This is a genomic window from Fischerella muscicola PCC 7414 (assembly GCF_000317205.1).
In the GTDB taxonomy this organism is placed as follows: Bacteria; Cyanobacteriota; Cyanobacteriia; order Cyanobacteriales; family Nostocaceae; genus Fischerella; species Fischerella muscicola.
This window is the reverse complement of the sequence record NZ_AJLK01000058.1, coordinates 26158-52466: the sequence shown is the minus strand read 5'-3', so window position 1 is coordinate 52466 and position 26309 is coordinate 26158. Positions and strand designations below refer to the sequence as shown.

The 26309-nt window shown below is 38.8% G+C and carries 23 protein-coding genes and 1 pseudogene; 7 read left to right on the top strand and 17 right to left on the bottom strand.

Annotation, left to right across the window (positions count from 1 at the left end; genetic code table 11):
* Nucleotides 1-55 precede the first annotated feature (55 nt).
* From UYI_RS40165 to UYI_RS0108260, 3 genes and pseudogenes are all read left to right on the top strand, one after another.
* A complete protein-coding gene (locus UYI_RS40165; RefSeq protein ID WP_146007629.1) occupies nt 56-124 on the top strand; it encodes a DUF4058 family protein in 69 nt (22 codons plus the stop codon).
* Nucleotides 117-398, top strand: a pseudogene (locus UYI_RS0108265) (DUF4058 family protein); the annotation flags it as partial. The gene UYI_RS40165 and the pseudogene UYI_RS0108265, both read left to right, overlap by 8 nt.
* Entirely contained in the window at nt 398-688 is a 291-nt protein-coding gene (locus UYI_RS0108260) for a hypothetical protein (RefSeq protein WP_016866206.1), read from the top strand. The pseudogene UYI_RS0108265 and the gene UYI_RS0108260, both read left to right, overlap by 1 nt.
* Nucleotides 689-987: 299 nt before the next feature.
* Here the strand turns inward: UYI_RS0108260 and UYI_RS0108255 are convergent, their stop codons facing one another.
* From UYI_RS0108255 to UYI_RS0108240, 3 genes are all read right to left on the bottom strand, one after another.
* The gene (locus UYI_RS0108255; RefSeq protein WP_016866205.1) at nt 988-2490 is read right to left on the bottom strand and encodes a CIA30 family protein; all 1503 of its coding nucleotides are present in this window, start codon (nt 2488-2490) and stop codon (nt 988-990) included.
* Nucleotides 2491-2500: 10 nt separating this feature from the next.
* Complete coding sequence (locus UYI_RS0108250) at nt 2501-2770, bottom strand: Ycf66 family protein (RefSeq protein ID WP_016866204.1); 270 nt, start codon at nt 2768-2770, stop codon at nt 2501-2503.
* 197 nt (nt 2771-2967) lie between these two features.
* Nucleotides 2968-4275, bottom strand: coding sequence for a protein kinase domain-containing protein (locus UYI_RS0108240; RefSeq protein WP_016866202.1), 1308 nt, complete (start codon nt 4273-4275; stop codon nt 2968-2970).
* Nucleotides 4276-4458: 183 nt separating this feature from the next.
* Between UYI_RS0108240 and UYI_RS0108230 the strand changes: the two genes are divergently transcribed.
* A complete protein-coding gene (locus UYI_RS0108230) occupies nt 4459-5343 on the top strand; it encodes an alpha/beta fold hydrolase (RefSeq protein ID WP_016866200.1) in 885 nt (294 codons plus the stop codon).
* A gap of 228 nt (nt 5344-5571) precedes the next feature.
* Here the strand turns inward: UYI_RS0108230 and UYI_RS0108225 are convergent, their stop codons facing one another.
* From UYI_RS0108225 to UYI_RS38800, 5 genes are all read right to left on the bottom strand, one after another.
* Nucleotides 5572-6336, bottom strand: a complete 765-nt coding sequence (locus UYI_RS0108225; protein ID WP_016866199.1) for a Uma2 family endonuclease — start codon at nt 6334-6336, stop codon at nt 5572-5574.
* Nucleotides 6337-6417: 81 nt separating this feature from the next.
* Entirely contained in the window at nt 6418-6783 is a 366-nt protein-coding gene (psb28, locus tag UYI_RS0108220; protein WP_016866198.1) for a photosystem II reaction center protein Psb28, read from the bottom strand.
* A gap of 6 nt (nt 6784-6789) precedes the next feature.
* Nucleotides 6790-8382 (bottom strand): class A beta-lactamase, encoded by a 1593-nt coding sequence (locus UYI_RS0108215; RefSeq protein ID WP_016866197.1) that lies wholly within the window; start codon nt 8380-8382, stop codon nt 6790-6792.
* A 666-nt stretch (nt 8383-9048) separates the two neighbouring features.
* Nucleotides 9049-9837: an RNA methyltransferase gene (locus UYI_RS0108210; RefSeq protein ID WP_016866196.1), complete on the bottom strand. Its 789-nt coding sequence runs from the start codon at nt 9835-9837 to the stop codon at nt 9049-9051.
* Nucleotides 9838-10068: 231 nt separating this feature from the next.
* Complete coding sequence (locus UYI_RS38800; protein ID WP_016866195.1) at nt 10069-10380, bottom strand: hypothetical protein; 312 nt, start codon at nt 10378-10380, stop codon at nt 10069-10071.
* A gap of 323 nt (nt 10381-10703) precedes the next feature.
* On the opposite strand from UYI_RS38800, the gene UYI_RS36650 reads away from it, so the two are divergent.
* The gene (locus UYI_RS36650) at nt 10704-11102 is read left to right on the top strand and encodes a hypothetical protein (RefSeq protein WP_146007628.1); all 399 of its coding nucleotides are present in this window, start codon (nt 10704-10706) and stop codon (nt 11100-11102) included.
* Between the two features lie 128 nt (nt 11103-11230).
* On the opposite strand, the gene UYI_RS0108200 is transcribed toward UYI_RS36650, so the two are convergent.
* Nucleotides 11231-11941, bottom strand: coding sequence for a diacylglycerol/polyprenol kinase family protein (locus UYI_RS0108200; protein ID WP_026085823.1), 711 nt, complete (start codon nt 11939-11941; stop codon nt 11231-11233).
* Nucleotides 11942-11997: 56 nt separating this feature from the next.
* Between UYI_RS0108200 and yidD the strand changes: the two genes are divergently transcribed.
* Together yidD and UYI_RS0108190 are read left to right on the top strand one after the other, a co-directional pair.
* Nucleotides 11998-12219: a membrane protein insertion efficiency factor YidD gene (yidD, locus tag UYI_RS0108195; RefSeq protein WP_026085822.1), complete on the top strand. Its 222-nt coding sequence runs from the start codon at nt 11998-12000 to the stop codon at nt 12217-12219.
* 1075 nt (nt 12220-13294) lie between these two features.
* On the top strand, nt 13295-15487 hold the full coding sequence (locus UYI_RS0108190; RefSeq protein ID WP_016866192.1) for a lytic transglycosylase domain-containing protein: 2193 nt from the start codon (nt 13295-13297) through the stop codon (nt 15485-15487).
* 75 nt (nt 15488-15562) lie between these two features.
* On the opposite strand, the gene UYI_RS0108185 is transcribed toward UYI_RS0108190, so the two are convergent.
* From UYI_RS0108185 to UYI_RS0108150, 8 genes are all read right to left on the bottom strand, one after another.
* Nucleotides 15563-17341 carry a glycosyltransferase family 2 protein gene (locus UYI_RS0108185; protein ID WP_016866191.1) on the bottom strand — a complete coding sequence of 593 codons (1779 nt, stop codon included), beginning with the start codon at nt 17339-17341 and terminating at the stop codon, nt 15563-15565.
* A gap of 33 nt (nt 17342-17374) precedes the next feature.
* Nucleotides 17375-18670: a glycosyltransferase gene (locus UYI_RS0108180; protein WP_016866190.1), complete on the bottom strand. Its 1296-nt coding sequence runs from the start codon at nt 18668-18670 to the stop codon at nt 17375-17377.
* A 264-nt stretch (nt 18671-18934) separates the two neighbouring features.
* Nucleotides 18935-19900, bottom strand: coding sequence for a GDP-mannose 4,6-dehydratase (locus tag UYI_RS0108175; RefSeq protein WP_016866189.1), 966 nt, complete (start codon nt 19898-19900; stop codon nt 18935-18937).
* A gap of 265 nt (nt 19901-20165) precedes the next feature.
* Entirely contained in the window at nt 20166-21359 is a 1194-nt protein-coding gene (locus tag UYI_RS34110) for a glycosyltransferase family 4 protein (protein WP_016866188.1), read from the bottom strand.
* Nucleotides 21356-22447, bottom strand: coding sequence for a glycosyltransferase family 4 protein (locus UYI_RS0108165; RefSeq protein ID WP_016866187.1), 1092 nt, complete (start codon nt 22445-22447; stop codon nt 21356-21358). The genes UYI_RS34110 and UYI_RS0108165 overlap by 4 nt, the downstream gene beginning before the upstream one ends.
* 32 nt (nt 22448-22479) lie before the next feature.
* Nucleotides 22480-23859, bottom strand: coding sequence for a methyltransferase domain-containing protein (locus UYI_RS0108160; RefSeq protein WP_016866186.1), 1380 nt, complete (start codon nt 23857-23859; stop codon nt 22480-22482).
* A 6-nt stretch (nt 23860-23865) separates the two neighbouring features.
* Nucleotides 23866-25188 carry an ABC transporter ATP-binding protein gene (locus tag UYI_RS32220; RefSeq protein WP_016866185.1) on the bottom strand — a complete coding sequence of 441 codons (1323 nt, stop codon included), beginning with the start codon at nt 25186-25188 and terminating at the stop codon, nt 23866-23868.
* 99 nt (nt 25189-25287) lie between these two features.
* The gene (locus UYI_RS0108150; protein WP_016866184.1) at nt 25288-26133 is read right to left on the bottom strand and encodes an ABC transporter permease; all 846 of its coding nucleotides are present in this window, start codon (nt 26131-26133) and stop codon (nt 25288-25290) included.
* Nucleotides 26134-26309 lie beyond the last annotated feature (176 nt).

Here is a 26309-nt window from a genome sequence, read left to right as displayed (position 1 = left end):
CTAACTCCTCCCCGCAAGCGAGGAGGGACAAAAATTAGTTTTGAGGTGTAGAAACATGTCTTCTCCATTTCCAGGCATGAATCCCTATTTAGAACATCCTGAGTTATTTCCAGGACAAAGGTGAACCAATGCCTTTTATTGACAGCAATATTGAAAGTCACTATCGAATTTTGGTTGCTCGTCGTGATAAGCGTCCTTATGCTGATTTATATGCTTTTAATTTGCAAGATGTAATTCCGACTTTTTCCTTACCTTTGCGTTCAGGAGATACTGAACCAGTTATTGATTTACAGGCTTTGTTAAATGAAGTATATGATGTATCTGGATATGATTTAGTCATAAATTACACTATCAGCGCGAAGATATCATCAACTTGTTTAAATTTATCGACTGGGTGATGAGATTACCTGAAGAATTAGAAAACAGTTTTTGGCAGGAAGTGATTCAATATGAGGAGGAAAAGAAAATGCCTTATATTACTAGCGTAGAGAGAAGGGGGATTCAAAAAGGTATAAGGGAAGGGTTGCTTGAAGCCATTGAAATGGGATTGGAGTTAAAATTTGGCAGCGAGGGGTTAACAATGTTACCAGAAATCTCTCAGATACAGGATGTGGAGATATTAAGGGCGATTCTCACCAGTATCAAAACCGTGAATACTCTAGAAGAACTCCGGCGAATTTATCAATAATTTACTACTGATACCCTACTCTCAAAAGCAGCAATATTCGGCGACAAGCTACTCCCTCTTAGTACGCACTCTTTCCTCAATGCGATCGCATCCTACTTCTCAATACAGTTCAGTGAAGGGTAATAACTGTATTAAGAGATATACCTGAAGGGGTGACTAAGAAGCTATAAAGCAGACTGCAAAGGAAGTTCAGTTTTATTAGGGATTTGAGGCTTACTGAGATTGGTGCAAAATTCTGAGAGAACCCCAACTTTTCTAAAAAGTCGGGGAGCTTGTTTTTCACAACTGATTTAGAATTGCTATGGCTGTCTTTGACTTGCTGAATCAGGTTGTAGTTGGGCAAATAATTTTTGCCACTCTATAGAACTAGCGCGATCTTCCCCCTCTTTGACTTCAAAAGTGAGGTTACACGCCTGGGGTTGTCGTAGCGCTTGTAAACAAATTTCTGCCACATCTTCGCGACTAATTTTTCCCCTAATATTGTCGCCTTGTTCAAATATCAGTGATTTGCCGCCCGCTTCTTCTGTCAATGCACAAGGTCTAATAATTGTATAGGGAATTCCACTTGCTCGTAAACTGTCTTCGCCCTTTAATTTCCAAGTCAGAATACCTCCCAATTGGTCGTTTAATCTGACTGCTGGTGGTTCTTCCTCTAAATTAATTCCTGGACGTCCTGGACGAGTCACCCCTGCGGAACTAACAAGAATAAATTGTGGTAAAGTTTCCCCTCCATAGGCTTTGATTGATTCTACCTGCAAGGCAAAACCACCAGGAGAAAATTGCGGATTTAATTCACCATCATATTCAAACTTACTCAACATTAACTGGAATGAGGAAATTTGATTGGTGTCAATTGGTGGACAATCTTGCAAAGTTTTAGCCCTGAAGACAGGAATCAAATCTGCAAATGGAATGCGAACATCTATCCAAGTATTTGCTATTGTGTCGAAGGAATAACTATAACCAATACCATCCCATTTTGTGTCTGTACGCAGAAAAAATTTATAACGCTTGCCATCACCTCTCACGCGTAATTTTATACCTTCGTAGCCAGATAAATTAAAAGCAGGAGAGAAATTTTTCGTTCTGACAGAAGCAAAACCACCAGAGTTAGCAGTGGAAACATTACCGGCAAATAAAGCTGTACCTTCTACTAATTGAATATTACTTTCACTGACTCCACCCATAACTACATCATCTACTGCACCCCAAATATTTTTCATTTCTGTGGATGGGTTGGTGAAATCAAATAATATTTTTTCTCCTGAAGCAGGCAAATATTTCGCAGCTGCTTCTACTAAATTTTTTACGCCTCGATACTCCACATTTTCTGGAGTGTCGCCGACTATTTCTGGCTGATAAAATTTCACACCTTGATAGTATTTTTCTCGTTCTGGTGTATCTCCTTCTTTTGGCTGTACACGCACTGCTGTACAACAAATGATTGCTTGGATGTTAGCCATTACTAGGGATGTTAATGTTTCTGAATTAGTAATATCTGCAACTACTAACTCAGTACTATCACCAAGAATTGAGCGCGCTCTCTCAATATCACGCACAAGCGATCGCACTCGATAACCTTGTTCAACTAGTCGCCGTACCACTCGCTTCCCAACACCACCCGTCGCACCTGCTACTAGTATTACACCCACTTGCTTTGCTCCATTTGGTTGGTTTTGATTATCCTTGGTACGACCTTGGAAGAAATCTTGTATCCAGTTAATCAAAGGTACAACTTCAAAATAAGTAAGGGTTTCGATAAATCTTCCTAAGTCCCATTGAGAGCGATTTTTATCAGTCATAATCGTATCCTTACTGTTGTGGATTTTTACTTCGCAATCGGATACTTTCAAAAGTGTAAAAAATAGCAGATATGGTCAGAAGGATTAAATTAAACTGGATTAATTCTTTGCCATACCATCTGTCTGTAAAAAACAGAATAAAACCAGCAATAAAATACACTATTATTAATACTATATCTTGACGACGGAATAGCTTAGGACGCAAAAAAGGCATAACAGATAGAGCAATAGCTGCAATAATTAAAATTGTGCCAATTAGATTAAGTGGATTATTAAACATTTATCTAGAAGTTAATGGTAATTGGTTAGTGGTTAGTCAGAGCGCAAAGCTTTGCACCCATACAATAGTTAACATTGAGTAAATTTTTGGCTCAAACAACAAACAACAAACAACAAACAACAAACAACAAACAACAAACAACAAACAACAAACAACAAACAACAAACAACAAACAACAAACAACAAACAACAATTTATTATTTATTCATGCCACGTAAACGAATACACTCCGCAGCAGAATATATACCTGCTCCTGCTAGTAAAAACTGGGTGATTGGTATTTCTTGATTGCCATAGGATTGATATTCTTGAAATAGCAGCAGTACACCACATAAACAGAAAACTACAGCAAAAACTGCGTCGTAATCTTTTGCTAATCTTGGATATGAAGAACGCAGGAAGAATAAACCGACTCCAAAAGTTGCTAAACCAATACCTAACAAGATAATCCAGGTGGGTGCTTTAAATAAAAATAATCCTGCCGCACCGACAAAAGGTAAGAATCTAGCTACAGAAAGAGTTTTGTTGATCCAAGCGGGTGGCGGTGCAACTTGTGAAGAGGGTGTGGAGTAATCTGTGACACCAGAAGGGGGTACTGATGTTTGCGGGTACATATTCATCAGCTGCGGCATAGTTGATTGGGCGTTGGCAGATGAAATTTGGGGTTGTGTCGGTGGAAACGGATTTTGTAATTGCTGAAGATCCCGCAAGACTTCTGTTGCAGATTGATAGCGATCGCGGTAGTGGTAGCGCACCATTTTCTGTAAAATGGCTATGAGTCTGGGGGAGGCTTGGGCTTGGTTGGGCCAGATAATTTCCCCAGTTTCAGGATTTTCCTGCAACTGAGTTGGCAAAATTCCCGTTAGTGCTTGGATGGCGATGATCCCAACAGCATAAATATCACTATTTGGGCGTGGTCTGCCTTGGGCCTGTTCTGCTGGCATATAACCAGGAGTACCAATCGCAACAGTCGCAGCCATTTGACTAGGAGAAACTGCGAGTTGCGATCGCATTTGTTTCACAGCCCCAAAGTCAATTAAAACTAATTTACCATCCAAGTCACGTCTAATTAAATTATCAGGCTTGATATCACGATGAATCACATTGTATCCGTGAACAAATTCCAACACTCCCAAAACATCCTGTAACATCTGAATAACTTGGCTTTCAGTCCAAGGTTGACCACTTCGCATTTCTGCACTGAGTGGGTGTCCAACAATCAACTCTTGCACTAAGCAAAATTCTTCGCTCTCTTCAAAATAAGCCAACAGACGAGGAATTTGGTCATGATTTCCCAGTTGTTCTAGTATCTCAGCCTCACTATTAAATAAGCGCCTGGCAGTTTGCAAATAATAGGGTTCGGAACTTGCAGGCTTCAGCAACTTAAGAACGCATTTAGGGTTGCCTGGTCGGCGGGTATCTTCAGCAATATAAGTTTCACCAAATCCTCCGGCACTCAGGACTTGGATTACTCTGTAACGACCGTCTAGTAGCTTTCCTAACATGGTGGGCTGATGGAGTGTTTTTATTCATCTTGCCACACGATGACAAAATGTTTACTAGCGCAAATAATAAGGGAAAAGGGAGAATGAAAAAGATAAAGGGTAATAAAAAGGAATGGTTAATTGTAAAGAATAGCATTGAGCAATCACCAATGACCAATGACCAATGACTAATAACTGATGAATATGCTTCAGTTCCAACCTCCAGGCTTCGGGCATAAAACAATTAACACCTCTTTAGGGTCAATGGTTTACTACACCCAAACTGCTGCACCTTGGTGTTATGCCGAGACTGAAGATTTACCACCACTAATATTTCTTCACTGTTTTGGTGGTGGGTCTTCTGCTTATGAATGGTCAAAAGTTTATCCTGCTTTTGCTACTTCTCACCGCATACTCGCACCAGACTTAATTGGTTGGGGAGATTCTACTCACCCAGTCCGGGATTATCAAATTAATGATTATTTAACAACTATCACAGAATTTATCAGACACACTTGTTGCCCGCCTGTAAAGGTGGTGGCGTCTTCCTTAACTGCTGCTTTGATGATTCGACTGGCGATTGCTCAACCTTTTTTATTTCAGGAGTTGTATTTAGTTTGCCCTTCTGGTTTTGATGACTTTGGACAAGGTGCAGGACGCAGACTGCCGCTTCAGGTGATTAACACTCCACTACTAGATAATTTAATTTACACTTTGGGTGCTGAGAATGAAATAGCAGTAAATAACTTTTTGCGAAGTTTTTTGTTTGCCAAACCAGAACGAGTTTCGCCCGAAATAGTAGAGGCATATTTATTTTCTGCTCAACAGCCGAATGCCAAATTTGCAGCTTTGGCATTTTTGCGGGGCGACCTTTATTTTGATTTAAGTTTGTATATTGAACAACTAAATATTCCCACAGTAATTTTTTGGGGGAAAGAGGCACAATTTACAAGTGTGAAATTAGGACAACGATTAGCAAAGTTGAATTCCAGATCAATTCGAGATTTTCATGTCATTCCAAATACGGGAGTGCTACCACATCTAGAACAGCCAGAGGTAGTGATTGGGTTATTACAGCGATATTTGTAGATAAGTAGGAATTAGAAATTCTGAGTTATAAATTAAGTAGACTTGATCTGCGAAAACTCATAGTAAAATTCCTGTAGCCATACTCTGCGTCCCTTTGCGATCCTTTGCGTTTAAAAACACTACGAATTAATGCAAAGTTGTACTTATTTAATTGAGTTAAGCGTTTGCTCCTACCTAATGACAAATGACAAATGACTATCCTAGCTAGTTAATTTTATTTGTGCTGACCTACTTAGTTAGCTGTTCTATTTGAGATGTAGACAGACCTGTTAAATTTGCCACTTGTTCTGCTGTCATTCCTGTTTGCAGAAGATTGCGTGCTGTTTGTAATAACCTAGACTCTGCTTGTTCTGCTCTTTGTCTTTCCTGTTGTGCAATTTCCTCTGATGTTGGTAGCAGTTCTCCTTCTAATGTTGCCCAGCGTAGCCAAGTTGTTTCAACACCTTTATAATTTCCATGCCAAAGTTGCAGTCCTAAATTCAATGACTTACTGACTAATTGATCGCGTTCATTGGCAACTAAGGGTTGGTAGACTCCACTACTTAAAAAGAAACCAGCCCAATCATCAGGATTAAAGGGGTCAAACCAAAAATATTCTGGCACGCGGATCTGATTTTGATAAATTAACTTTTTCTGATTTTTATCAACTGCGGCGGTACTATCAGACAATAACTCAATGATTACATCCGGTGCTTTTTCTTCTTCCCAAATTACCCAACTGCGACGTTCTCCTTTTGGCACTCCCAATACAGCAAAAAAGTCTGGCCCTTTAAAATCTTTATTCCGTATTTGGGCCATGCTGTAGTAGACGAACATATTACCGCCTACATAACCATCCTCTCGCTGTTCCAACCAAGGCGTTAAGGCGTCAATTAACAAATCCATTTGCAATTTGTGGCGCTGACTCTCCATCGGCTCACCATCATCATAGGGGAGTTCTGCTTGGGTTGGTGGCAGGGTTACATAGGGTGCTGTGAGGGCTGTTTCGGACATGGCTTTTCACCTTTGCAGAGCCATTGCGGACTCTTTTTATGTTAGCTGATGGGAAATATCCGTATCCAATCACTATCAAAATTAAGATTCACCATAGACCATACCATTGGCCTCAGCGTAGCGATGCATAAATCTTATAAATCTTTCCCAATGGTTGTCTTGTTCAATTTCCAATTTGCACTCTACCCTCTGTAACTCATCGCCTTCTGCGCCCCCAAAAATAAATTGCACAGACGAAGGTGTGATGCTGATTTCGCCTTCTTCGTCGCTTAACAGCATGGTATTTAAGGATTGTTTTGTGAAGCTATTGAATCCTTCTAAGGCTTGCAACTTGTTAAATGTCATTAAGATAATACGTTTTCCCAAACGACCACGTCGCAAGCTGACGTTACCTAGTTCTTCATGAATACCACTAAAAAATTGAATAGTGGGTGTTGTAGATGTCATGATCAATTACCTGGGATAGGTGTTGTAATAAGGATAATACTGTGGCTGATTGGTTAGTGGTGGTTGGTATTGATAGCCACCAGTTGCGGGTAGAGGATTGCTGATGCTGTTCGGCAGAGGTGGACTCATCAGGGGATACTGCTGATAATTGATTGTGGGTTGAGTATTTGTTGGTAAGGGTGCAGGAGTCATCACCTGCGGCTGATAGCTGGTTGTTGGAGTTGGGTTTGGAGTAATACTTGGTGCAGGAGTCGGTGCAGGAGTTTGTACAGTGCGGGTAGTTTGGGTAAATTGTTGGTATGCTGCCCGAGAGATGGAACCAATGAGTTTTTCAGCACGGGGGTCGTTATTGGGGCGTTGTACCATGACTGCGACTATGTAACGCTTGCCAGTGGGGAGGTCTACTAGACCTGCATCTGCTAGCATGGTGCCAATATCACCAGTTTTATGGGCAATGGTTGCACCCTGTCCCAACCCAGTTGGTAATAGATGGTTTCTGACAGTATTACGCATAATATCCAGGATGCGATCGCGCGATGTCATGTTCAACAAATTGCCTTGACTAACCATCGCCATCAAGTTCCCCAATTCTTTGGGACTGGTTGTGTTTGTACCTTGCAAATCAGGCAGTTGATTGCGTATAGCTGTAGTATTTAAACCCCAACTCCGGAAACGCTGATTTAAAGCTTCAATCCCACCCATCCGGGCTATGAGCATATTTGTTGCTGTATTATCACTGACAGTCATCATCTTAGTAGCAACTTCCAGCGCCTTAAATTGAGTGCCAGCGGGTTTATACTGCATATCTCCAGAACCGCCTACTATCATTTCTTTTTGCATGGTCAGCATCTCATCCAGGCGGATTTTACCTGCATCGACATCCTGGAAAAAAGCTACTAGGATGGGGATTTTAATGGTGCTGGCTGCGGGGAAACTGGCAGAAGCATTGATATCTACATAACTACCATTTTCCAAATCCACCACGAAAACTCCTGGTGTGAGATTCGGGTTAGCAGATGTTAAGCTTTGTAAATTAGTTTTTAAGGAAGTAATTTCCTGTGATAGGGATAAAATAGCAGCAGGTGTGGGAGTGGGGATAGCCTGGATTTGTCCTTGTCCTGATTTGGCATTCTGAGGTGATGTCTGTGTTGTCGTCATTTGATTGGCAGGGTCTAGTACCGACAATACTGTTCCCACAATCGCCCCAATACCAATTCCTACTATTAATAACCGCAAGGCATAGAGCATGGTTCTAGCCATAGGCTTTAACCTTGTTTTTCGGGATGTTCTGACTTTTTTAGGCAGTGCCTGCTTTCGGGATTTTACAGTTTTGACTTTGGCATTGCTTGGCTTAAAGGGTGGAATTTGCCCCGGTTTCGCAGGCAGAGGTTTGATAGCTGCTGGTACTACTATACTAGGTCGTTTTTTCGCCACAGTTGCAGTGGTAGGAGTAGAACTAGCTTTGACACGTGTTAGTTTTGTCCCAGCTTGAGAGGGACGTTGTTGCTGGCTCGACTTCTGCACTTTCCGGAGGGGCTTTTGGCGTGCATTCACAGGTTGAGGTTGCGAGAAACCGGGTATATGTGTTCTGGTTTCCATAAAATTTTATGATGATAGGAAGTGTATAATCTGGCAATTAGCAATGAAAGTTTAACTAGGTGGAGCAAAATATTTCTTTATTCCCTGTCTTGAAAATAGGGGAAGGTGGGGTTCCTCTGGGGATAAGGTGAAAGGGGAAGGGGAAGAACTATATTTCATGCATGTCCTCGTTGTGTGATTTATCACATGACTGTCCAGCTTGAAAATAGGGAATAGAGAACTCGGAACGGGAATTAACTTAGCGGCAAACTTGGGAGCCATCTGTGTGAATCGCCTTGCACGGTGTACACTACACCGAAGCCCTGCTCTTACAAGAAGCCTATGAACGCGTCTACGTTCAATTTTCATCTCCTAGTTGTGGGCAATTGCCTGTAGGAATACAGGAACCCGGGGACGCGGAGAATTAGATGTAAATGCCCTCGTTGTGTGATTTATCACATGTTTGCCTACCAAAGATTGACAGATTTACAAGTTATTCAAGTTGTTTTGCCGATTCCAAGCCAAAATTTACTCCCAATATTTACTGTTAAATAAGTATATACTGACACTTATGTACCAGAAAATACTAAACTTATTGTGTCCTCCTCTATTTTGAGACATGTTTTTGTGTTTAGTTTAAGCCATAATTAGTAATTGTGGGGTAATTGCGTATATAGTACTTAAAAATCACAAGTTTTCATGATTTTTCTGCCTTGAGAGCGCCCATTCTACTTGTCGCAAAATGCCTCGTAACATGGCAACTTCATGCTTTTGTAATTGAGCGCGGTTATAAAGTTGCCGAAATTTTTCCATGCGACTAGCTGCTGTATGGGGATAAAGATAGCCAATCTTTAATAGTAGGGATTCTAATTGCTGGTAGTATCCTTCCATAAGCTCTATAGATGCAATTTCCGAATCAGGCGTTTTTGCAGAAGACCCGGGATAAGACCCATTCCCCTTTGTCCCTTCCCCTTTACCCTTCTGTTCTATGTCCTGAATTTGTGACAATTCATAACAACAAATTGCCACAGCTGTAGCTAAATTCAATGATGAATAATTAGGACTAGTAGAAATACGAACAAAGCGGTGGGCATAGTTTAATTCTTGATTAGTTAACCCCCGGTCTTCTCTGCCAAAAATTAGCGCTGCGGGTTGTCCAATTTCTTCTAATAACCAAGGTAGTGCTGTCCGAGGGCTTTCGAGAAGTGCATCCCAATCATGAATAATACCAGTTGTAGCGATCGCTCTTTTACATCCCTGTAAGGCTGCGGGCAATGTCTCCACTAATATAGCTGCATCTAAAATATCTTGAGCATGAACCGCCATCTGTCTTGCTTGTGTTCCCCAAGGGTCACATTGGGGATTTACTAACACTAGTTGATTGAGACCGAAATTTTTCATCACCCGTGCTACAGACCCCACGTTCAAGGGGCCAGCTGGTTCTACCAGTATGATTTTTACTCCAGCCAATGTCATTCGATTTTGGATTTTAGAATTTGGATTTTAGATTGGTGACAAAAAGTATATGTTTTAGAAAGTAAAAAAGTACGCGATCGCACACCCCAAGCTGTCAATAAGTAACCAAGAGCGCTTATTGTTAACCACAAAGGACACAGGTTTATTAAAACTGTACTCCAGCCAGAGAAAATTCCCAGATCAGTTCAGAGTAACACCTCCACTCATTAAGATTACCCAACCATGTAACAGCTAGCGCAACTTTTCTACACTTACCCAAAACCATGTCAAAATTATCATGCTCACACTACCGATGAGAGTGAGAACTGACCATAAAATAGCTTGTATATACCAGCTAACAGGTAAAAATTGTGCTGTGATAAAAATACCTGCACAAATCAAACCCCAAAGGATAAATACTTGATCTATTCGGGTATAAAAACCTGACCAAAGATTAAATTTACCTAATTTCCAATCAAGGCGTAATAAACCTTGTAAATCTTGAATATCTAAATCTTCTTGTTTGTCACGTAGTAGCGTTTGAGATAAAGGCAAAAAAGTCATCCAAAATTTTCAATGTCATTTTTCAGTAGTTATTACTCAGTTTATATGTATTTTTGTCAAGTTTTCACAAATAGCGAAATTATTTTGAGATGTCAGTTCACCAAGAACTATTTTCACAACAACATTTAGTGATAATCATTTCCTGGATCAAAAACTTGATCTTGAGAACAGGACGGAATCTCAAACAAGCCATTAGTTGGCAGTAAACAAGAACTGCGTGAACCACCAAACATAAACAATAAACCTTCCAACCTGATAGGTGAGGAGTAAATCAAGGATTGAGAAAGGTTTAGTAAAAAACAAACTATTAGGAGTGTAAAATAATGTTTTGGAAGTTCGTAGTCAGTACTTTAGTATTGCCTATTAGCTTGGGATTTGAAGTTGCCGCAGCACACACCTTGTCATCTACCCAAGCACCCATCATTTCACAGCAAGAAATCGAGGCAACAGAACTAGAACAAACGAGACACAACCAAGATTACAAAATTAGCCAACGACACAGACACTATCGCTACAGAAGAACGCGCCACTACAGACAAAATCCTCATCATAGACGCCGTTATAATAATAGGCATCGTTACTACAGACGGTATCACTATAGACCTCATTATCAAAGAGTTTATAACTACCATCCAAGAGTACGCTACCGTAGAATCTATCGTCACGGCGTCAATTTTCCGCAACAAAACTATTACTACCGTAGATATTACTATCATAGGTAATTGGTAATGGGTAATTGGTAATTGCTTACCAGACAACAATCAACAACCAACCCTTCGGGTTCGCCAGTCCCCCATCGTGACGGGAACCGCCTTTTTGGGGGGCTGGACTCACCACCAACCACTAGCAATCAACCACTGATAAACTTAGTTAACACAAAAGCCAGGGCAGCACTACCTAAGGGAACTGTCAAATTGTCAATACCAACAAAAGAAATAGTTTCTAACCCAGTTGCCACTAAAGCTACCACCACAGATATAACCCAAACTTGCCAAGAGTTGCCTTGTACACTCATCAAAATCAAGCTGCAAATCAGAAAACTGACAATAGCCATGGTCAAAGAACCTTCCCAGCTTTTTTGTCCTCCAAAAAGGTGATATTTATGTTTACCAAATCTTTGTCCTACTAGGGCAGCTAGTCCATCTCCCCAAGCCATGATTAAAATTCCTAGTGCTGCATAATGGGGTTGTTGCAGATACCAAAACCAAGCAATCAAAACACCAATACTCATAGAATAGAAGAAAGTCCCAAAGCTCAGTCTTCCCACACTGTTGATACCAGGAAGAATAGGAAAACGGTAGGACAATAGGGTAACAGCACTCGCTAAAATTGAGGCTGTAATACCTGCGATCGCTGGAATGTGCAGCCACCAAGCTAGCAAAATCACATTACCAGTTCCTATATGTACTATCTTCCGCACAATTTCTGAGTCTGCTTGAGCAAAACGACTAACCCCCCACGCGGTTAACATCACGAGGGATAACCAAGCTGCAACGCTAGCGAGTTGCAGTCCGAAAGGAGGAATTAACTCTAAACCGGAAAACAAACTTAACAACAGCAAAGATTTAAATAAAATTTTGACCTTTGTTACCAATTTATTAGAAAAATGTGATCCTGATGAAACTATTATTAATCTGGCTGATTCGGTTCTACCGAATGTTTATTTCACCGTTATTTCTTCCTACCTGTCGCTTTCAGCCTACCTGTTCTATGTATGCCATCCAAGCCATAGAAAGATTTGGGGCTTTACGTGGTTCTTGGTTAGCAGTTCGACGCATTCTACGTTGTCATCCATTTCATCCCGGGGGTTATGATCCTGTTCCAGAAGTGGAAGAGTAGGAGGTGGGGAGGTGGGGTGATGGGGAGATGGGGAGGTGGGGAGAAAACAATTCAAAATTCACGCAATAGGAAGAGACTAGGGGGGTGTAAGGAGTGTGAGGAGTGTGTAGACGCGTAGCGGCTTAAGGTAAGGGTGGAGTGTGAGGAGCGTGAGGAGTAGTAAGCAATCAACAATCAACTATTAACAACTAACAACTAACTACTAACAACTAACTACTAACTACTAACAACTAACTACTAACTACTAACAACTAACTACTAACTACTAACTACTAACTATTAACCCTTGAAAATTGACCAATTACCAAATGTATTAATTTTTTTGTCGATAACTATACAATTTTGCTGATATTTGGTATCACACATTAACACCCTCACTTAGGAGTCGCCTGTGAGTATCTCAAAGTAACTCACAGGATTTCTCATATAGGAGTTCGGTTTAACTGATGAACTAAATCATGAAGAGAGGGAAACGGCAAACATTAAGTATACTGAGTTTTTTTCAAAATATAGAATGTTAGTCCTGCATATAGTCTTTTAGTATTAAGGAAAAAATTTAATTTTAGTTTTTACAAAAAATATTAGTTAGATATAGCATTCCTAAATCATTCTTCAGTGACAAGATCCCCGACTTTTTAGAAAAGTCGGGGATCTGAGCTTTGCGATTCTCACAAATTAGGTAGAAAAGTTCTGTCGGGGCTACTGAAAACGCGATCGCTTCTGGTTAAAGTCAGCTTGTAGCCAGTACTATGGAAAAACCATAAAGTTTCACCTACTAGGGTGATTCATTTGGATGAAGACGAGTAGCAAGTATTAATTCCAATATAAATTATGTAGTCATGTTTACTTCTACTGCAAATATACCTCTGTTGGAACATGAAAATATACCTATTGAATGATGCTAAATATAAAATCTGTTGCTAATTTTTTCTTAACAAAAGTATAAATGTAGCAATAGCTATTAACTGCCAAATTTTTTGTCATCAATCAAAAATTGAAAAGCAAAAATGGTTCTCTACAGCATTAGTAATGCTAAAGTGGCAAGGAATTCATGTCAAATTTTCAGCGGGTCTCAATGCTGAAGAAGCTACAGAAAAAACAAATATCTATCATTGTGGGTGCAGGAATATGTGCCTTTCTGGCTGGGGCAATGGTTTCAGCCCCTCAGATGGGGAAATATCTGGGGCAATGGCTCAAACAATTTAACAATCAGCCAGAACAACTGACAGAAGCCAATAAAGCTGAATCAGCTGTTTTCTCTTTGGTAGTGCAATCTCCTGCCGAAAGAGCAGCAAAACTTGAAGAATTAGCCAAAGGGTTTCCATCACAAGATCAAAACCGCGCTCGTTATTTGCTGGCGAGTGATTTGATTGAACGCAAGGAAGCCAAAGAGGCGTTAAGTCTGCTGGAAGGGCTGGAGAAGGACTATCTGCGACTAGCGCCCTACATTTTGCTGAAAAAGGCCCAAGCATATGACATCTTGGGAGAAGCGGGCAAAGCCTCAGATAATAGACAGACAGTGGTAAAAAATTACCCTGAACACCCAGCCAGTGTTAAAGCCCTCTATTTAATAGCACTGCCTGATTATCAAGAAAAAGCGATCGCTTCTTTTCCTTCTCATCCCCTGACGTGGGATATCATTCGTAAGCGCTTGGCAGAAAATCCTAATCAGCCACGATTACAATTAATTTTGGCAAAACACGCCTATGACCAACCAGGAATTATTCCCGTCCTAGATGCTTTAAGTAAAAATACTAATTTAAAGCCACAAGAGTGGGAAATTGTTGCTAACGCCTACTGGGAAAATAATCAATTTGCTAAAGCAGCAAGTGCCTACGCGAAATCAAACAAGACGCCTCGTACCCTCTATCGGATAGCGCGGGGATTGCAGATAGATGGTAAACAAGATCAAGCGATCGCCACTTATAAACAACTACTCAGTACTTTCCCAGAAGCCCAAGAAACAGGTACTGCCTTACTGCGTTTGGCAGAAATGAGTAAACCACGTCAAAATGCTCTGCCTTATCTTGACCAAGCCATCAGTAAATTTCCTGATCTTGCAGGAGAAGCACTGTTAGCCAAAGTTAAAGTTTTGCAAGCTCAAAATAACACCAACGGAGCAAATGCGGCACTGCAATTACTGATTAGCAAGTATGGAAATACCGAAGAAGCAGCAGAATACCGTTGGAAAATGGCATTAGAAAAAGCTAAAGCCAAAGATTACCAAGCTGCATGGCAATGGGCAGAACCTATTCCTACCACTAACCCTAACAGTATTTTGGCTCCGAGAGCAGGTTTTTGGGTCGGGAGATGGGCAACAAATTTAGGGAAAATGCAGGAGGCGAAACAGGCTTACGAGTATGTACTTAGTAACTTTCCCCAATCTTACTATGCATGGCGCTCAGCAGTAACTTTGGGGCTGAATGTCGGCAACTTCAACAACGTCCGTCAGTTGACACCAGAAATAGTTCCCCTTGTACGTCCTGTACCTACAGCCGGTTCTGAAACCTTCAAAGAATTATATCTGCTCGGTCAAGACCGTGATGCTTGGTTGCAGTGGCAAGCTGAATTTCACAACAAAGCCCAACCTACAGTAGCAGAACAATTTACCGAGGGTTTGATCCTGCTCACCCAAGGAGAAAATTTACTGGGAATTGACAAAATCTCTAAATTGGAAGACAGAGAAAAACCAGAAGAAAAAGCTGAGTATGAAGCTTTAAGTAAACAAATTATCTACTGGCAAGCTCGTTATCCCTTTCCTTATCTTAAAGAAATAGAATATTGGTCACGGCAACGTCAGCTAAATCCTTTACTGGTAACAGCATTGATTCGTCAAGAGTCACGGTTTCAGCCAAAAATTAAATCTGTTGCTAATGCAACTGGCTTAATGCAAGTATTGCCAGATACAGCTAAATGGATTGCTCCCCAAATTAAAGAGGATAGTAAAAAAATTAACCTCGAAGACCCCAACGATAATATCATGTTGGGTACTTGGTATTTAGATCACACCCATCAGCAATATGGTAATAACTCGTTGCTAGCGATCGCTAGTTACAATGCTGGGCCCGGTAACGTTGCTAAGTGGTTGCAAACTATACCAACACAAGATCCAGATGAATTTGTCGAAGTCATACCCTTTGACGAGACCAAAAATTATGTGCGTCAAGTCTTTGGCAACTACTGGAATTATTTACGACTTTATAACCCCGAAATTTCCCGGTTAGTAAGACAATACTCAGCCAAGCATCCACAACTTCCACAGCAGTGAGGCGATGGGGAGTGTGGGGAGTGGAGATGTTCTCCATGTCTCCCCTGTCTTGCTTGTCTGGTTTGTCCATCCTCTTCAAAACAATTCAAAATTAGGAGCTTTTAAAGACAGATTGGGATTGTAGTAAGGATCTGTACCTAACTTCTCAAAATAATCTTTCCACTTATGATTTAATTGATTCCATTCACCCGGTTTTAAACCTTTTTGCCTACTAGCAGATTCATAATGAATCAGTTGAGCATAGGGTGTAACTACATTCCGATATCCAGCCTGATGCGCTTTTAAACATAAATCCACATCGTTGTAGTTGAGGGGAAAAGCTTCATCAAGCCCACCTAATAATTGAAAAACCTCTTGACGCATCATTAAACAAGCAGCAGTCACAGCGAGGTAGTTTCTATTAACAATATTTGAACAATAATAGCCAGATTGTTCATTATCAAACCCGTAGAAAGCATGACAGGGATTACCCTCAAGAATCATTACCCCTACATGCTGTAATCTCCCATCAGGAAATAAAAGTTTTGCTCCCACTGCACCAATTTCCGTTTGTTGTGCAAGTTCCAACATTGATTCAAGCCATTCAGGGGTAATGACTTCTGTATCATCATTCAGTAACAATAGAAATTGCCCTTTTGCTTCAGCCGCACCTCGATTAATTCGCATTGAGAAATTAAAAGGTTCAGCACAACGCACTAATTTCACATCCATAGCAAGTATTTTCTCTAAAGTTGCATCTGGAATGTCATACCCATCGACGACAATAATTTCAAAGTTGCGATAGGTACTCATCTGTTGAACACTACGAATGCAATTTTCTAAAAGACACAATGAACCAGAAGCATTATTAACAGTTGTACCTGCGCTGGGAATAATAATACTAACTAAAGGATTGCCAATAATATCGCGTCTAACTCTATAAATCCCTGGATTCGGTGTTTCTTCGACATGTCCTGGATATATGCTACGCTCTAGCATTGATTCTAAAGCTTTTCTACCAGCAGTATATGCCCACGGCTTTGCTTGTGAGCCAGAAGCAGCAGAAGCAGATATACTGCGCCAATGATAGAGAATTTTAGGAATATGAAAGATATTTTTTGTTTTTTCTATGAATCTTAATACCAAATCATAATCTTGTGAGCCATTATATTCACTACGAAAACCACCAATTTCACGCACAATACTAGTACGATAAACACCTAAATGACAGGTGTACATGCAAGAATAAAAATATTCTGGCGACCAGTCAGGCTTAAAGCAGGGGGAAAATCGTTTTCCTTTGCTATCTATTTTATCTTCATCACTATAAATAAAATCTGCTTCTGGATATCGGTTAATTAACTGAGCATTTTCAAATAAAGCGTTAATTGCTAATTCATCATCATGATCTAAAAGGGCAATATAGTCTCCTGTAGCTAGTTCTAAAGCGGAATTACTAGCTGCTGAAATATGTCCATTTTCTGTACGGAATACAACTTTAATTCGTGAATCAAGTTGACTATAATGAGTCAATATAGAATAAATATGAGATTCGGTAGAAGCATCATCGGCAATACAAAGTTCCCAATGAGGATAGATTTGCTTGCGAACTGATTCAATGGCTCTTTTTAACCATTTTTCCTCTACATTGTAAACAGGCATAATGATAGAGAATTTAGGTTGTATTTGCCATTGAGAAATTTGCTGACGAGCAGATGTAATGTCTTCTTGTTTAAACGTATTTTTTTCGATCCATTGTTGATATGCTCTTTTATTCTTGATTTGAGAAGCAGCATTTTGATATAAAAAATGTAATACTCCCAGTATTCCCCGTCTTTGCCAGATTCGCTGTATTTTCTGGATTTTCTGAGACATCATATTTTTGATAAGATTAAAAATTATATTAATTCATAAAAATATTTTATTTTTTAATTTCAACCATTGATTCCGCAACTGCCAAAACTTACTACTTTCCATAGTATGAACTAAGGTTTGCAAGCGTTTAATTTCTGCATTTTGGTATTGTAATTTTGTATAAAGCTGATCAAGATTTGAGGAAATATTTTGCCTTTTCATTATATGCACTAATCTATTTTTTATCTTTTCTCCAATAACTTTTGGACTTAACACAGACTTAATATGCTCAGATGCCTTTTTGCCGACCTGCTTAGCATCTGCGTAATTATTAAATACATGCTGCATTAAGTACGCTGCATGATCAATATCTGGTTCTGCCCAGAAATTTCCTTTTTTGTAAGGGCCATAGTCTTCGGTGAGAGTTACTAAAGAGTATTTGACCAGAAAGCTATTATTAATATTCATAAACTCAAGATTGGCTGAATAAGCAGTTGCTATCACTGGTTTGCCATAATACATAGCCTCTGCCATAGTCAAACCAAAACCTTCAGAGCGATGTAAAGATACATAGCAATCACAATGGTAAATTAGAGCATTAAGTTCATCTTTGAGTAAATAGTCGTCAATAATTTTAATATTTTTAAAATCTTCTACTAAAGTTTTGAGTTGTTTAAGTTGATTTGGGAAATATTTACTATTAGAGAACTTAATTACTAGTTGTACATTTTGATTAACTTTGCCAAATGCTTGTTGAAATGCTTGAATCACTGCTAGAGGATTTTTACGTTCAAAAACACTACAAAAATCAAATATAAATAAAAAAATAAGTTTATTATCTGCTAAACCTAATGATTGTTTAGTGATTGCGGGTTGAGGAAGCGAGATGCTATGCATAACCTTTAATACTGGGATAGGAGATACAGGTGCGATCGCATCAACACAATAAGCGCTAGGAGTCCATATTTCATCAAAAAGATTAAACGCCGACAACCATTCTTTAGGAAATTCTGGTAATTCCCATGCCCAAAAGCCAACGTTATACTTGTTCTTGAAATATTCAGGACTAGCGGAACTGATAAAAGTATTAATCATATCCACATTTACCTGAATAATATTTATGGGATAAGGATTTTTATCAGAAAAATCTGTGTAGGAAGAATCCATCTTCCTATGCATGGTGTTAAAAGTACAATTATTAATAACAAAAGGAATTCCTACTGCCTCAATAGCTCTTATCGTTCCTCTGACTCCTTCACCTAGTCCAAATTCACTGTTAACATAACCTGAAATATTCACACCAAAATTATTGCTAGAGGTATTGTTGCTAATTTCAGGTGTGAAGTTCATATTTTTCTCCTAAAATATCGGATTACGGCAGTTAGGTGTACACAATTGTATATTCCTACTAGTTTTAAATAGTTAAGCTAATGAGCATTTAAGTTGCATCAAACCAGGGCTGAAGCCCTTACTACAAGCAAATCAGTCTGGAAAAATCAATGACGATTAGCTTATCCACAGATACACCCAGATAAATACATAGCATAGATGATAAAGCAGCAAACTGATACATTAAAACAGTAGCTGCAAGACAAAATTAAATTTATAAAACTATTACCTGTTACTTAATTCTTTCAAATCATGATCAACCATTAGCTGTACCATTTGTTCAAAGGAATACTGTGGCTTCCAACCTAATTCTGCTTTAATTTTATAAACACAACCGACTAGTTCTATAGGCTCATCAGGACGGTAGAATGCAGGATCAACAGATACATAATCTTCCCAGTTCAAATCTAAATAGTTAAAGGCACATTCTACCAGTTCTCGCACCGAATGAGTTTCACCACTAGCAATAATGTAGTCATCTGCTCTACTTTGCTGTAACATCAACCACATTGCATGTACTGCATCTTTGGCGTAGCACCAGTCACGGCGTGCATCTAAATTACCAAGTTTTAACTCTTGGGCTAAACCCAGTTTAATCATAGCCGCAGTATGAGTAACCTTGCGAAATACAAACTCTGTACCGCGACGGGGAGATTCATGGGTATAGGTGATACCACAGCAACCAAAAAGATTGTACTTTTGACGATAGTTCACCGTCATCCAATGCGCATAAGCCTTAGCAACACCATAAGGATTGCGTGGACGAAAAGCAGTACGTTCGGTTTGGGGTGATTCATCCGGTTGTCCAAAAACTTCGCTACTGGAAGCTTGGTAAAATTTAGCATCAGGTTTACAGCGCCGAATCGCTTCTAGCAGGCGCGACACCCCCAAAGCAGTGTATTCCGCAGTCAGTGCTGGTTGTGTCCAAGACAAGGGAACATAACTTTGGGATGCAAGGTTATATATCTCATCTGGTTGACACTCACTCACCACATCCATCAACGAAGACTGATCTAACAAGTCACCAGATACAATTTGGATCTGGTTAGACAAATGACTAATGCGTTCTAGGTTACTCGTGCTAGAACGGCGGACTAAGCCGAATACTTGGTAGCCTTTTTCTAAAAGGAGTTCGGCGAGATAAGAACCGTCTTGTCCAGTTAATCCGGTGATTAGGGCTTTTTTGGTCACAGCTGTAACTTATTTTATTTTTGCCAGACTACTAATATGACCCCGATTATAATAAAGCTCAAGCCTGGGAGACGCATTAGGGGTATTGTTTCCTTAACTAGCAATAAATAACCTCTACAGAAATTTTTAGAGGGCTTGCGTTTTTATCATTAAATCAAGCTAGTAGTCTTTTTCTAAAAGGAGTTCGGCGAGATAAGAACCATTTTTTCTAGTTAATCCAGCTATTAGGGCTATTTTGGTCACGGTCATAACTTGATTATTTTTGCTAGATTACACTATATTTCTCAATCATTTCCAGAAGATTCTTTTTGACACTGCTAAAAGCAAAATTTGCGACTACGTATTGCCTAGCAATTTCACCCATTTGTGCTAACTTATCCTGATTGGCTATCATCTCTTGTATTGCTTTAGAAAAGCTTTCGTAATCTCGATAAATTTTTCCACCACCACTACGAGTAACGTGTTCAACCAAAACTTCACAAGCACCATTCACTAATACTGGTGTGCGTTGAGCCATTGCTTCTAAAGTGACTATGCTAAAACTTTCATAAGGTGAAGGCATAACAAAAATAGAAGCTCCAGCCATTAATTGAAATTTTTCTTCTGGTGTAACAAATCCTCGAAAATCAATATCTGGATGAGAGGGAATTTCCATCTCATTCTTTCCAGTCAATATTAAACGCAAGTTAGATGGATGGCTGTTCTTGAACTGAATAAAAAAATTGACCAGATCATTACATCCCTTGTTGTGATCAATACGACCGCAGTACAGTAAATATGGATATTCAGCTTGAAAAGGACTACGAAGTAATGTGTCAACACCCATAGAAACAACTTTACCTGGTAGTTCTCCCCATAATTTTTCTCCCAAAGCTTTTTCAGCGTTGGTTAACCAGATAAAATAAGGAACTCTTTTATACATGTACTTATAAGCTGTTAAGTAAGCTGGAGGTTCATCATGGAGTGTCGGCGCTAGCAAAACTTTAGAAAAGGGAATTTCAGCTATTCCAAAGTACGATGTTGGATAAAGATAAGTCGCAAATATAATACATTGATATTCGTTATAATGCGCTCTTAAAAAAGCAATTAAGGGTTCTGAGTATGGGCCTTGAAAACGAATGAATTCTTCTTGAAGTGCAATACTCCAAGATATGCGTTTACTATTTTCTGTATCAAGATATTTCGGGTAGTGAAACTCTCGTAAAAGTCGTGTATGTAAATTATGCCAATATTCACTACGACCGATAGTAACTGGAAAACGATGAATGTTTATGCCTTGCTTTGTTTCACAACCAGGAGTTAAGACGTTTGCCCAAGTCGTATATTCTAATGCAGTTGTAGTAAGTATATCTACTTGAAAATTATCGCTCAGTAAATTAGCATACTGCCATGCTAAAGCCTCTGATCCTCCCACAATGCTTTCATGGCATCGCTGAACAACAATTGCAACTTGGTTCATTTTAGACTCTTGATTACCTCTATAAATTTAGTCTCAATTTGTTCATTCGTAAAAATTTCTTTGTAGCGCCGCCATCCCATCTCACCAAGACTAGCACTAACGAATTCATCTCTAGCTATACAGTCTACTGAACCAGCTAGTAAATATGGATCTAGCTTGTCCCATACTAAGCCTGCTTTTCCTACAGTATAAGGAATAGCAGTTGAACCATAAGCTACAATTGGTATCTTCATTGCCATTGCTTCAACCAGTGGCACACAAAAGCCTTCATGTTCGCTTGTAGTCATAAAAATATGAGAGACAAGATAGTAGGCTTTGAGAGCTTCAGCAGAAACTCCACCAGTAAATACTACTGATTCTTGCAAGCTTAAATCTTGAACTTTTTGATGGATAAAATCGTTATAAATTTGTAGGCGTTCATCTTCTTTACCAACAATTAAAAGGCGACTGTCTCTGTTGTAATTAGTGTGGTAAATATAAAAAGCATCTATCAGCGCCGCATGTCCTTTATTCGGAGCAATGCGACCAACCATTAAAATATTAATAATCTTATCTGTGTATTTATCTAAAGTAGTGATATCTGCATTAATATACTGCAAATCGTCAATATGATAAAATGGAGGAATTACCAAGCTTTTTTCTTTTTGTACCCCTAGTGAATGTAATTCATTTGCATTATATTCAGAAGCAGACAAATAAAGATTTACATCATGTAAAGCCGCTACAGACTGTAGTTGTTCTCTTCCTGATCTGCAAACAGATGTGTAATCTTGATTGATATCTTCATAAAACTCTGGTGGTGTAACGTTATGATATTTAATTATTTTTTTACAATTTAGCTCTCTCAGTAGATTAAGACCTACATCCCAACCCACTGAAAAATGATAAATTAATATGTCATGCTTTTTTCTGAGGAAAGATTTTACATCTTTTAAATGGTGTACTGATGGTGATGCAATACTCCATGCTTCTGCAAATAACTTGACATTGTAACCTTTTTTTGCAAGAACATTATGCATCCCTATGACATCATTGCTGACAGCATCACCATTGATAATGCAAGGGGTTAAAATACCAATATTAATCACAATTTTTATCCTAACAATCCAACTATAGTGCTTTACAGTTTTTTGTATCCTACTACAGCATAATCTTGATAATTCATTCTTTGTTCTGGAAAAATTCGCGCTGATTCTGGTATCAAAGAAGAATAAATAATTTTTACTGCTTTAAATCCATGCCACTCTAATAAAAACTTCAACATTTCTGGAGGTAGAGGCTTAACATGAGTAGAGTCTTGGTAAAAGTTTGATAAGGCATATAAGCTGTGAGGATTGACTGTCTCAATGATAATTACCCCATCAGTTACGAGTTTTTCAAATGCAAGAATTAAAAATCGATGAATGTCTTCAATGCTCAAGTGTTCGGCTACTTGCAGCGCAGATATTCCACAATATCTTTCGCTTGTATTTTCAAGAAAATTTAGTATTTCTGCGTTATGTACATTGAATCCGCATTTTTTGAGTGTCTCTATTTCTAATTGATTCAAATCAATTCCTACGCATTTTATATTACTCTCAGTGAGATTTTGCAGAAACTCTCCTCTACCACATCCCGCATCCAAGAAAGGATAACTAACACTAAGATCTTTATTAATAAAACTTAGATAAAATTTTTGTTTTTCTTTGACAATCTCCGATTGATAAAAGACATTTTCAAAAAGATAGTAGAATAAGTCTTTTTTGTCGTGTTTGTAATGTTCTTCAGTTGGGATTTTTGACAACGCAATTGCCAAATTTATGTAGGATTCTTCAGTAACTTCCAAAAATTCTGGTAAGTTATGTACTTTTTTTGTACTTAATAACTCATCTACGGCGTCTACACGCTCGTCTATCCCTTTCACTCGATTATCTACAGTATCCAATCGCTCTTGAATAAGAGTTAACCGATTACTGATGCAAGTATCAATGTTATTAAAGGTAAAATCAATTCCTTGGATACTACTATCTACAGTACCAAATCGTTCACACAGTTCTTGAATGCGAGTATCTATTGCAGCTAAATGGTGAGATTCTTGATCGAGTTGCGATCGCAAAGTTTCTACTTGTCTAATTAATTGTCGATTCAGTGCTACAGACTCTTTTAAAGCGTTAATGACATTGAAGTTTACTTCTCTTTGGTCTTTAAATATAAAATTTAGTATTTTCAGTGCTAATTTTTGTATTCCTTTGCTGAAATTAAAGGGAAATCGATTTAAATTATCAGGCCATTTTGTACGGGAAACTGCTCTAGACTCTGCATTTTTGAGCAAACCCTCCATATAGTTAAGATTGGCATTCATTGCAGATGTATAATTATTCGTCTTTATGCTTAAGGAGGAAAATAGCTTAGGAGTTGAAACTAACTGGATCTTAGAGTCCTTCTTCAGCTTTGCTACTTCCTCTCGGATCTTCTGCATCAATTTATCAACATCAATTTCAGGATTATTTGCTTCAGACATAATTATTTAATTAAATTCTTGATTTTTTTCTTCGGATTGAGCGATCGCATAGTATTTTTCTCCACCAATTTTGATGGTGGAATTTAAATCTACTACACCATCGCAGAAAATACTATTAGTAACCTCAAAAACAACTAATTCATCAATCCAGTCATAACTAATACCTTCTTCTGAATGCACTCCTACTGTAAATGTATAAACGCCTTTATTCAAGTAGCATGGAATTTGAAAACACACTTGTAAATGCTCACCAGCCTTGAGTTTTGGTAAATTACAGCCCTTGAGGAAAGTATTGGTTCCATACATTACCAACCCCATCAGGTTTCTCAAGGATATGCCTACAACTAAATCTGAAAGTTCTGCTTTGGCTTCTAAAGAAATGAGAACTTGAAAAGTTGAACCACTTTCTACCTTACTTATCTCTTTTTTATCTAAATCAGTTAGTTTAATACTATTGATAGTAGCTAGTTTGTTTCCATGCCTGTGCAAAGCTTTTTTTTGATGATTTCCTACTACAAAATCATTACTCTCAATTGATTGAATTTCCTCGCTCAAGCTTTCATTTTCTGGTCTTGCTCTATTATCTTCTGGTTGATCGCTACTTAATAAAGCAATATAATGATTAACTACTTCTTTGGGTTTACCTATTTCTACAACTCTGCCATAATTCATTAACACAGCAGTTTTACACAACATCTTGACACTGGAAGAGTCGTGAGAAACAAACAGGATAGTTACTCCCTGTTCTTTCATTTCTCGAATTCGCTTCATACAACGAGCTTGAAATCTCGCATCGCCTACAGCTAAAGCTTCATCAACTATTAAAATACTCGGTTCTGTATTGGCAATCACTGCAAATGCCAATCTCACCACCATCCCACTAGAATAGGTTTTAACTGGATGTTCTATAAAATCACCTATTTCAGCGAAAGCAGCAATATCATCAAACTTAGCTTCTATTTGCTCTTTACTCAGACCTAAAATTTGCCCGTTAAAAAAAACATTTTGTCGTCCTGTAAACTCTGGATTAAAACCACTACCCAGTTCTAATAACGCTGAAACTCGCCCATTTACCCACACCTCACCTGTAGTAGGTGTTAGTGTTCCAGCAATAATTTGTAGTAGCGTACTTTTACCAGAACCGTTTTGACCAATAATTCCTACAGTTTCACCTTTGGGAATTTCCAAGTTGATATCCTGTAAAGCCCAGAACTCTTGAGCATGATTCTGACCACGTAATAAGATTTCTTTGAGCTTATCCACAGGACGAGCATAGCGCTTGTAGCACTTAGAGATATTTTTTAGTGAAATTGCAATCTCCTCACCCATATCACTACACACGCTTTCAAAAGTAACTGTGCTAAATTCTACACATTAATGTCATCAAACAGTAAAAGGTTTCTGTTTGAGTTAATTGTACGCAGCTATTTACAAAACATCGGCAAACGCTGGGCGCAGCCGCTTATAGACTGAAAAACCTATAAAAAATACAATTGCAGATATTACAGTAGTTACTCCCCACTCACCCCAGTGCTTTACTTCTCCTACTAAAACTAAATCACGATAAACTTCAGCAATAGCTGTCATGGGATTTAACCAAAACACCCAAATTCTCCACGTTTCTGGAATTGCTGTTGCTGGATAAAGAATTGGTGTTAAATACAACCAAATGTTGAGAATTACTCCTAAAGTTTGGGGTATATCTCGCAAAAACACAGTTAACCCTGCCATGAGATAACCTAATCCCGCTGTCAACAATAATTGTGTTATCCAGATTAACGGCAACAGCGCTAAAGTTGAATGTAGAGTGTGGGTAGATACAGCTACAAAAAAAATCAACGCCATCAATCCAAAGGAACTTTCAATGAACGTTGATAAAGTTGGTACTAGGGGTAATAAAGCCAGAGGAAACACTACTTTTTTCACTAAATTAGGTTGTGCTACTACTGAATTTGCAGCCTGAATTAATCCACTGCTAAAAGCAATCCAAGGTAGTAAACCAGCAAATAACCACAAACCAAAGGTAAAATTGTTTTCTGGAACGCCTTTAAGACTGAGTTTTACCTTTAAAACTATCGAAAATACATAAGTGTAAATCAGTAACTGCGATAGCTGATTCAACAGAGGCCACAAATTACCCAAGATGGAACCTTTGTAGCGAGCTTCTAAATCACGCCGTACCAGCGCTTTTAATAAATCAAATTTCGCCCACCACAATTCATTGATTGGTAGCCATTTTTTCAGCTTTCCTGCTTTTCGGACAACTCCTCGCATGGTTTGCAACAATTTTTGCTTCCTCGCTCACTTCCTACACACATAATTGCTTTTTTTGAAGCCGATTCGTTATGAAAGTTCCTTTGTTATTTTATTGAAAATAGTTGCTACTCCCAAATACCAGCAAAAATATTTAGGTGATTTTACCACAAATGGTTATTGGATTTGCTCTGTTA

Excerpts from the sequence above, each read along its gene's own strand:
- UYI_RS0108260 (WP_016866206.1), top strand. The coding sequence starts at position 398 with ATGAGATTACCTGAAGAATTAGAAAACAGTTTTTGGCAGGAAGTGATT.
- UYI_RS0108255 (WP_016866205.1), bottom strand. The coding sequence starts at position 2,490 with ATGACTGATAAAAATCGCTCTCAATGGGACTTAGGAAGATTTATCGAA.
- UYI_RS0108250 (WP_016866204.1), bottom strand. The coding sequence starts at position 2,770 with ATGTTTAATAATCCACTTAATCTAATTGGCACAATTTTAATTATTGCA.
- UYI_RS0108240 (WP_016866202.1), bottom strand. The coding sequence starts at position 4,275 with ATGTTAGGAAAGCTACTAGACGGTCGTTACAGAGTAATCCAAGTCCTG.
- UYI_RS0108230 (WP_016866200.1), top strand. The coding sequence starts at position 4,459 with ATGCTTCAGTTCCAACCTCCAGGCTTCGGGCATAAAACAATTAACACC.
- UYI_RS0108225 (WP_016866199.1), bottom strand. The coding sequence starts at position 6,336 with ATGTCCGAAACAGCCCTCACAGCACCCTATGTAACCCTGCCACCAACC.
- psb28 (WP_016866198.1), bottom strand. The coding sequence starts at position 6,783 with ATGACATCTACAACACCCACTATTCAATTTTTTAGTGGTATTCATGAA.
- UYI_RS0108215 (WP_016866197.1), bottom strand. The coding sequence starts at position 8,382 with ATGGAAACCAGAACACATATACCCGGTTTCTCGCAACCTCAACCTGTG.
- UYI_RS0108210 (WP_016866196.1), bottom strand. The coding sequence starts at position 9,837 with ATGACATTGGCTGGAGTAAAAATCATACTGGTAGAACCAGCTGGCCCC.
- UYI_RS38800 (WP_016866195.1), bottom strand. The coding sequence starts at position 10,380 with ATGACTTTTTTGCCTTTATCTCAAACGCTACTACGTGACAAACAAGAA.
- UYI_RS36650 (WP_146007628.1), top strand. The coding sequence starts at position 10,704 with ATGTTTTGGAAGTTCGTAGTCAGTACTTTAGTATTGCCTATTAGCTTG.
- yidD (WP_026085822.1), top strand. The coding sequence starts at position 11,998 with ATGAAACTATTATTAATCTGGCTGATTCGGTTCTACCGAATGTTTATT.
- UYI_RS0108190 (WP_016866192.1), top strand. The coding sequence starts at position 13,295 with ATGCTGAAGAAGCTACAGAAAAAACAAATATCTATCATTGTGGGTGCA.
- UYI_RS0108185 (WP_016866191.1), bottom strand. The coding sequence starts at position 17,341 with ATGTCTCAGAAAATCCAGAAAATACAGCGAATCTGGCAAAGACGGGGA.
- UYI_RS0108180 (WP_016866190.1), bottom strand. The coding sequence starts at position 18,670 with ATGAACTTCACACCTGAAATTAGCAACAATACCTCTAGCAATAATTTT.
- UYI_RS34110 (WP_016866188.1), bottom strand. The coding sequence starts at position 21,359 with ATGAACCAAGTTGCAATTGTTGTTCAGCGATGCCATGAAAGCATTGTG.
- UYI_RS0108160 (WP_016866186.1), bottom strand. The coding sequence starts at position 23,859 with ATGTCTGAAGCAAATAATCCTGAAATTGATGTTGATAAATTGATGCAG.
- UYI_RS32220 (WP_016866185.1), bottom strand. The coding sequence starts at position 25,188 with ATGGGTGAGGAGATTGCAATTTCACTAAAAAATATCTCTAAGTGCTAC.
- UYI_RS0108150 (WP_016866184.1), bottom strand. The coding sequence starts at position 26,133 with ATGCGAGGAGTTGTCCGAAAAGCAGGAAAGCTGAAAAAATGGCTACCA.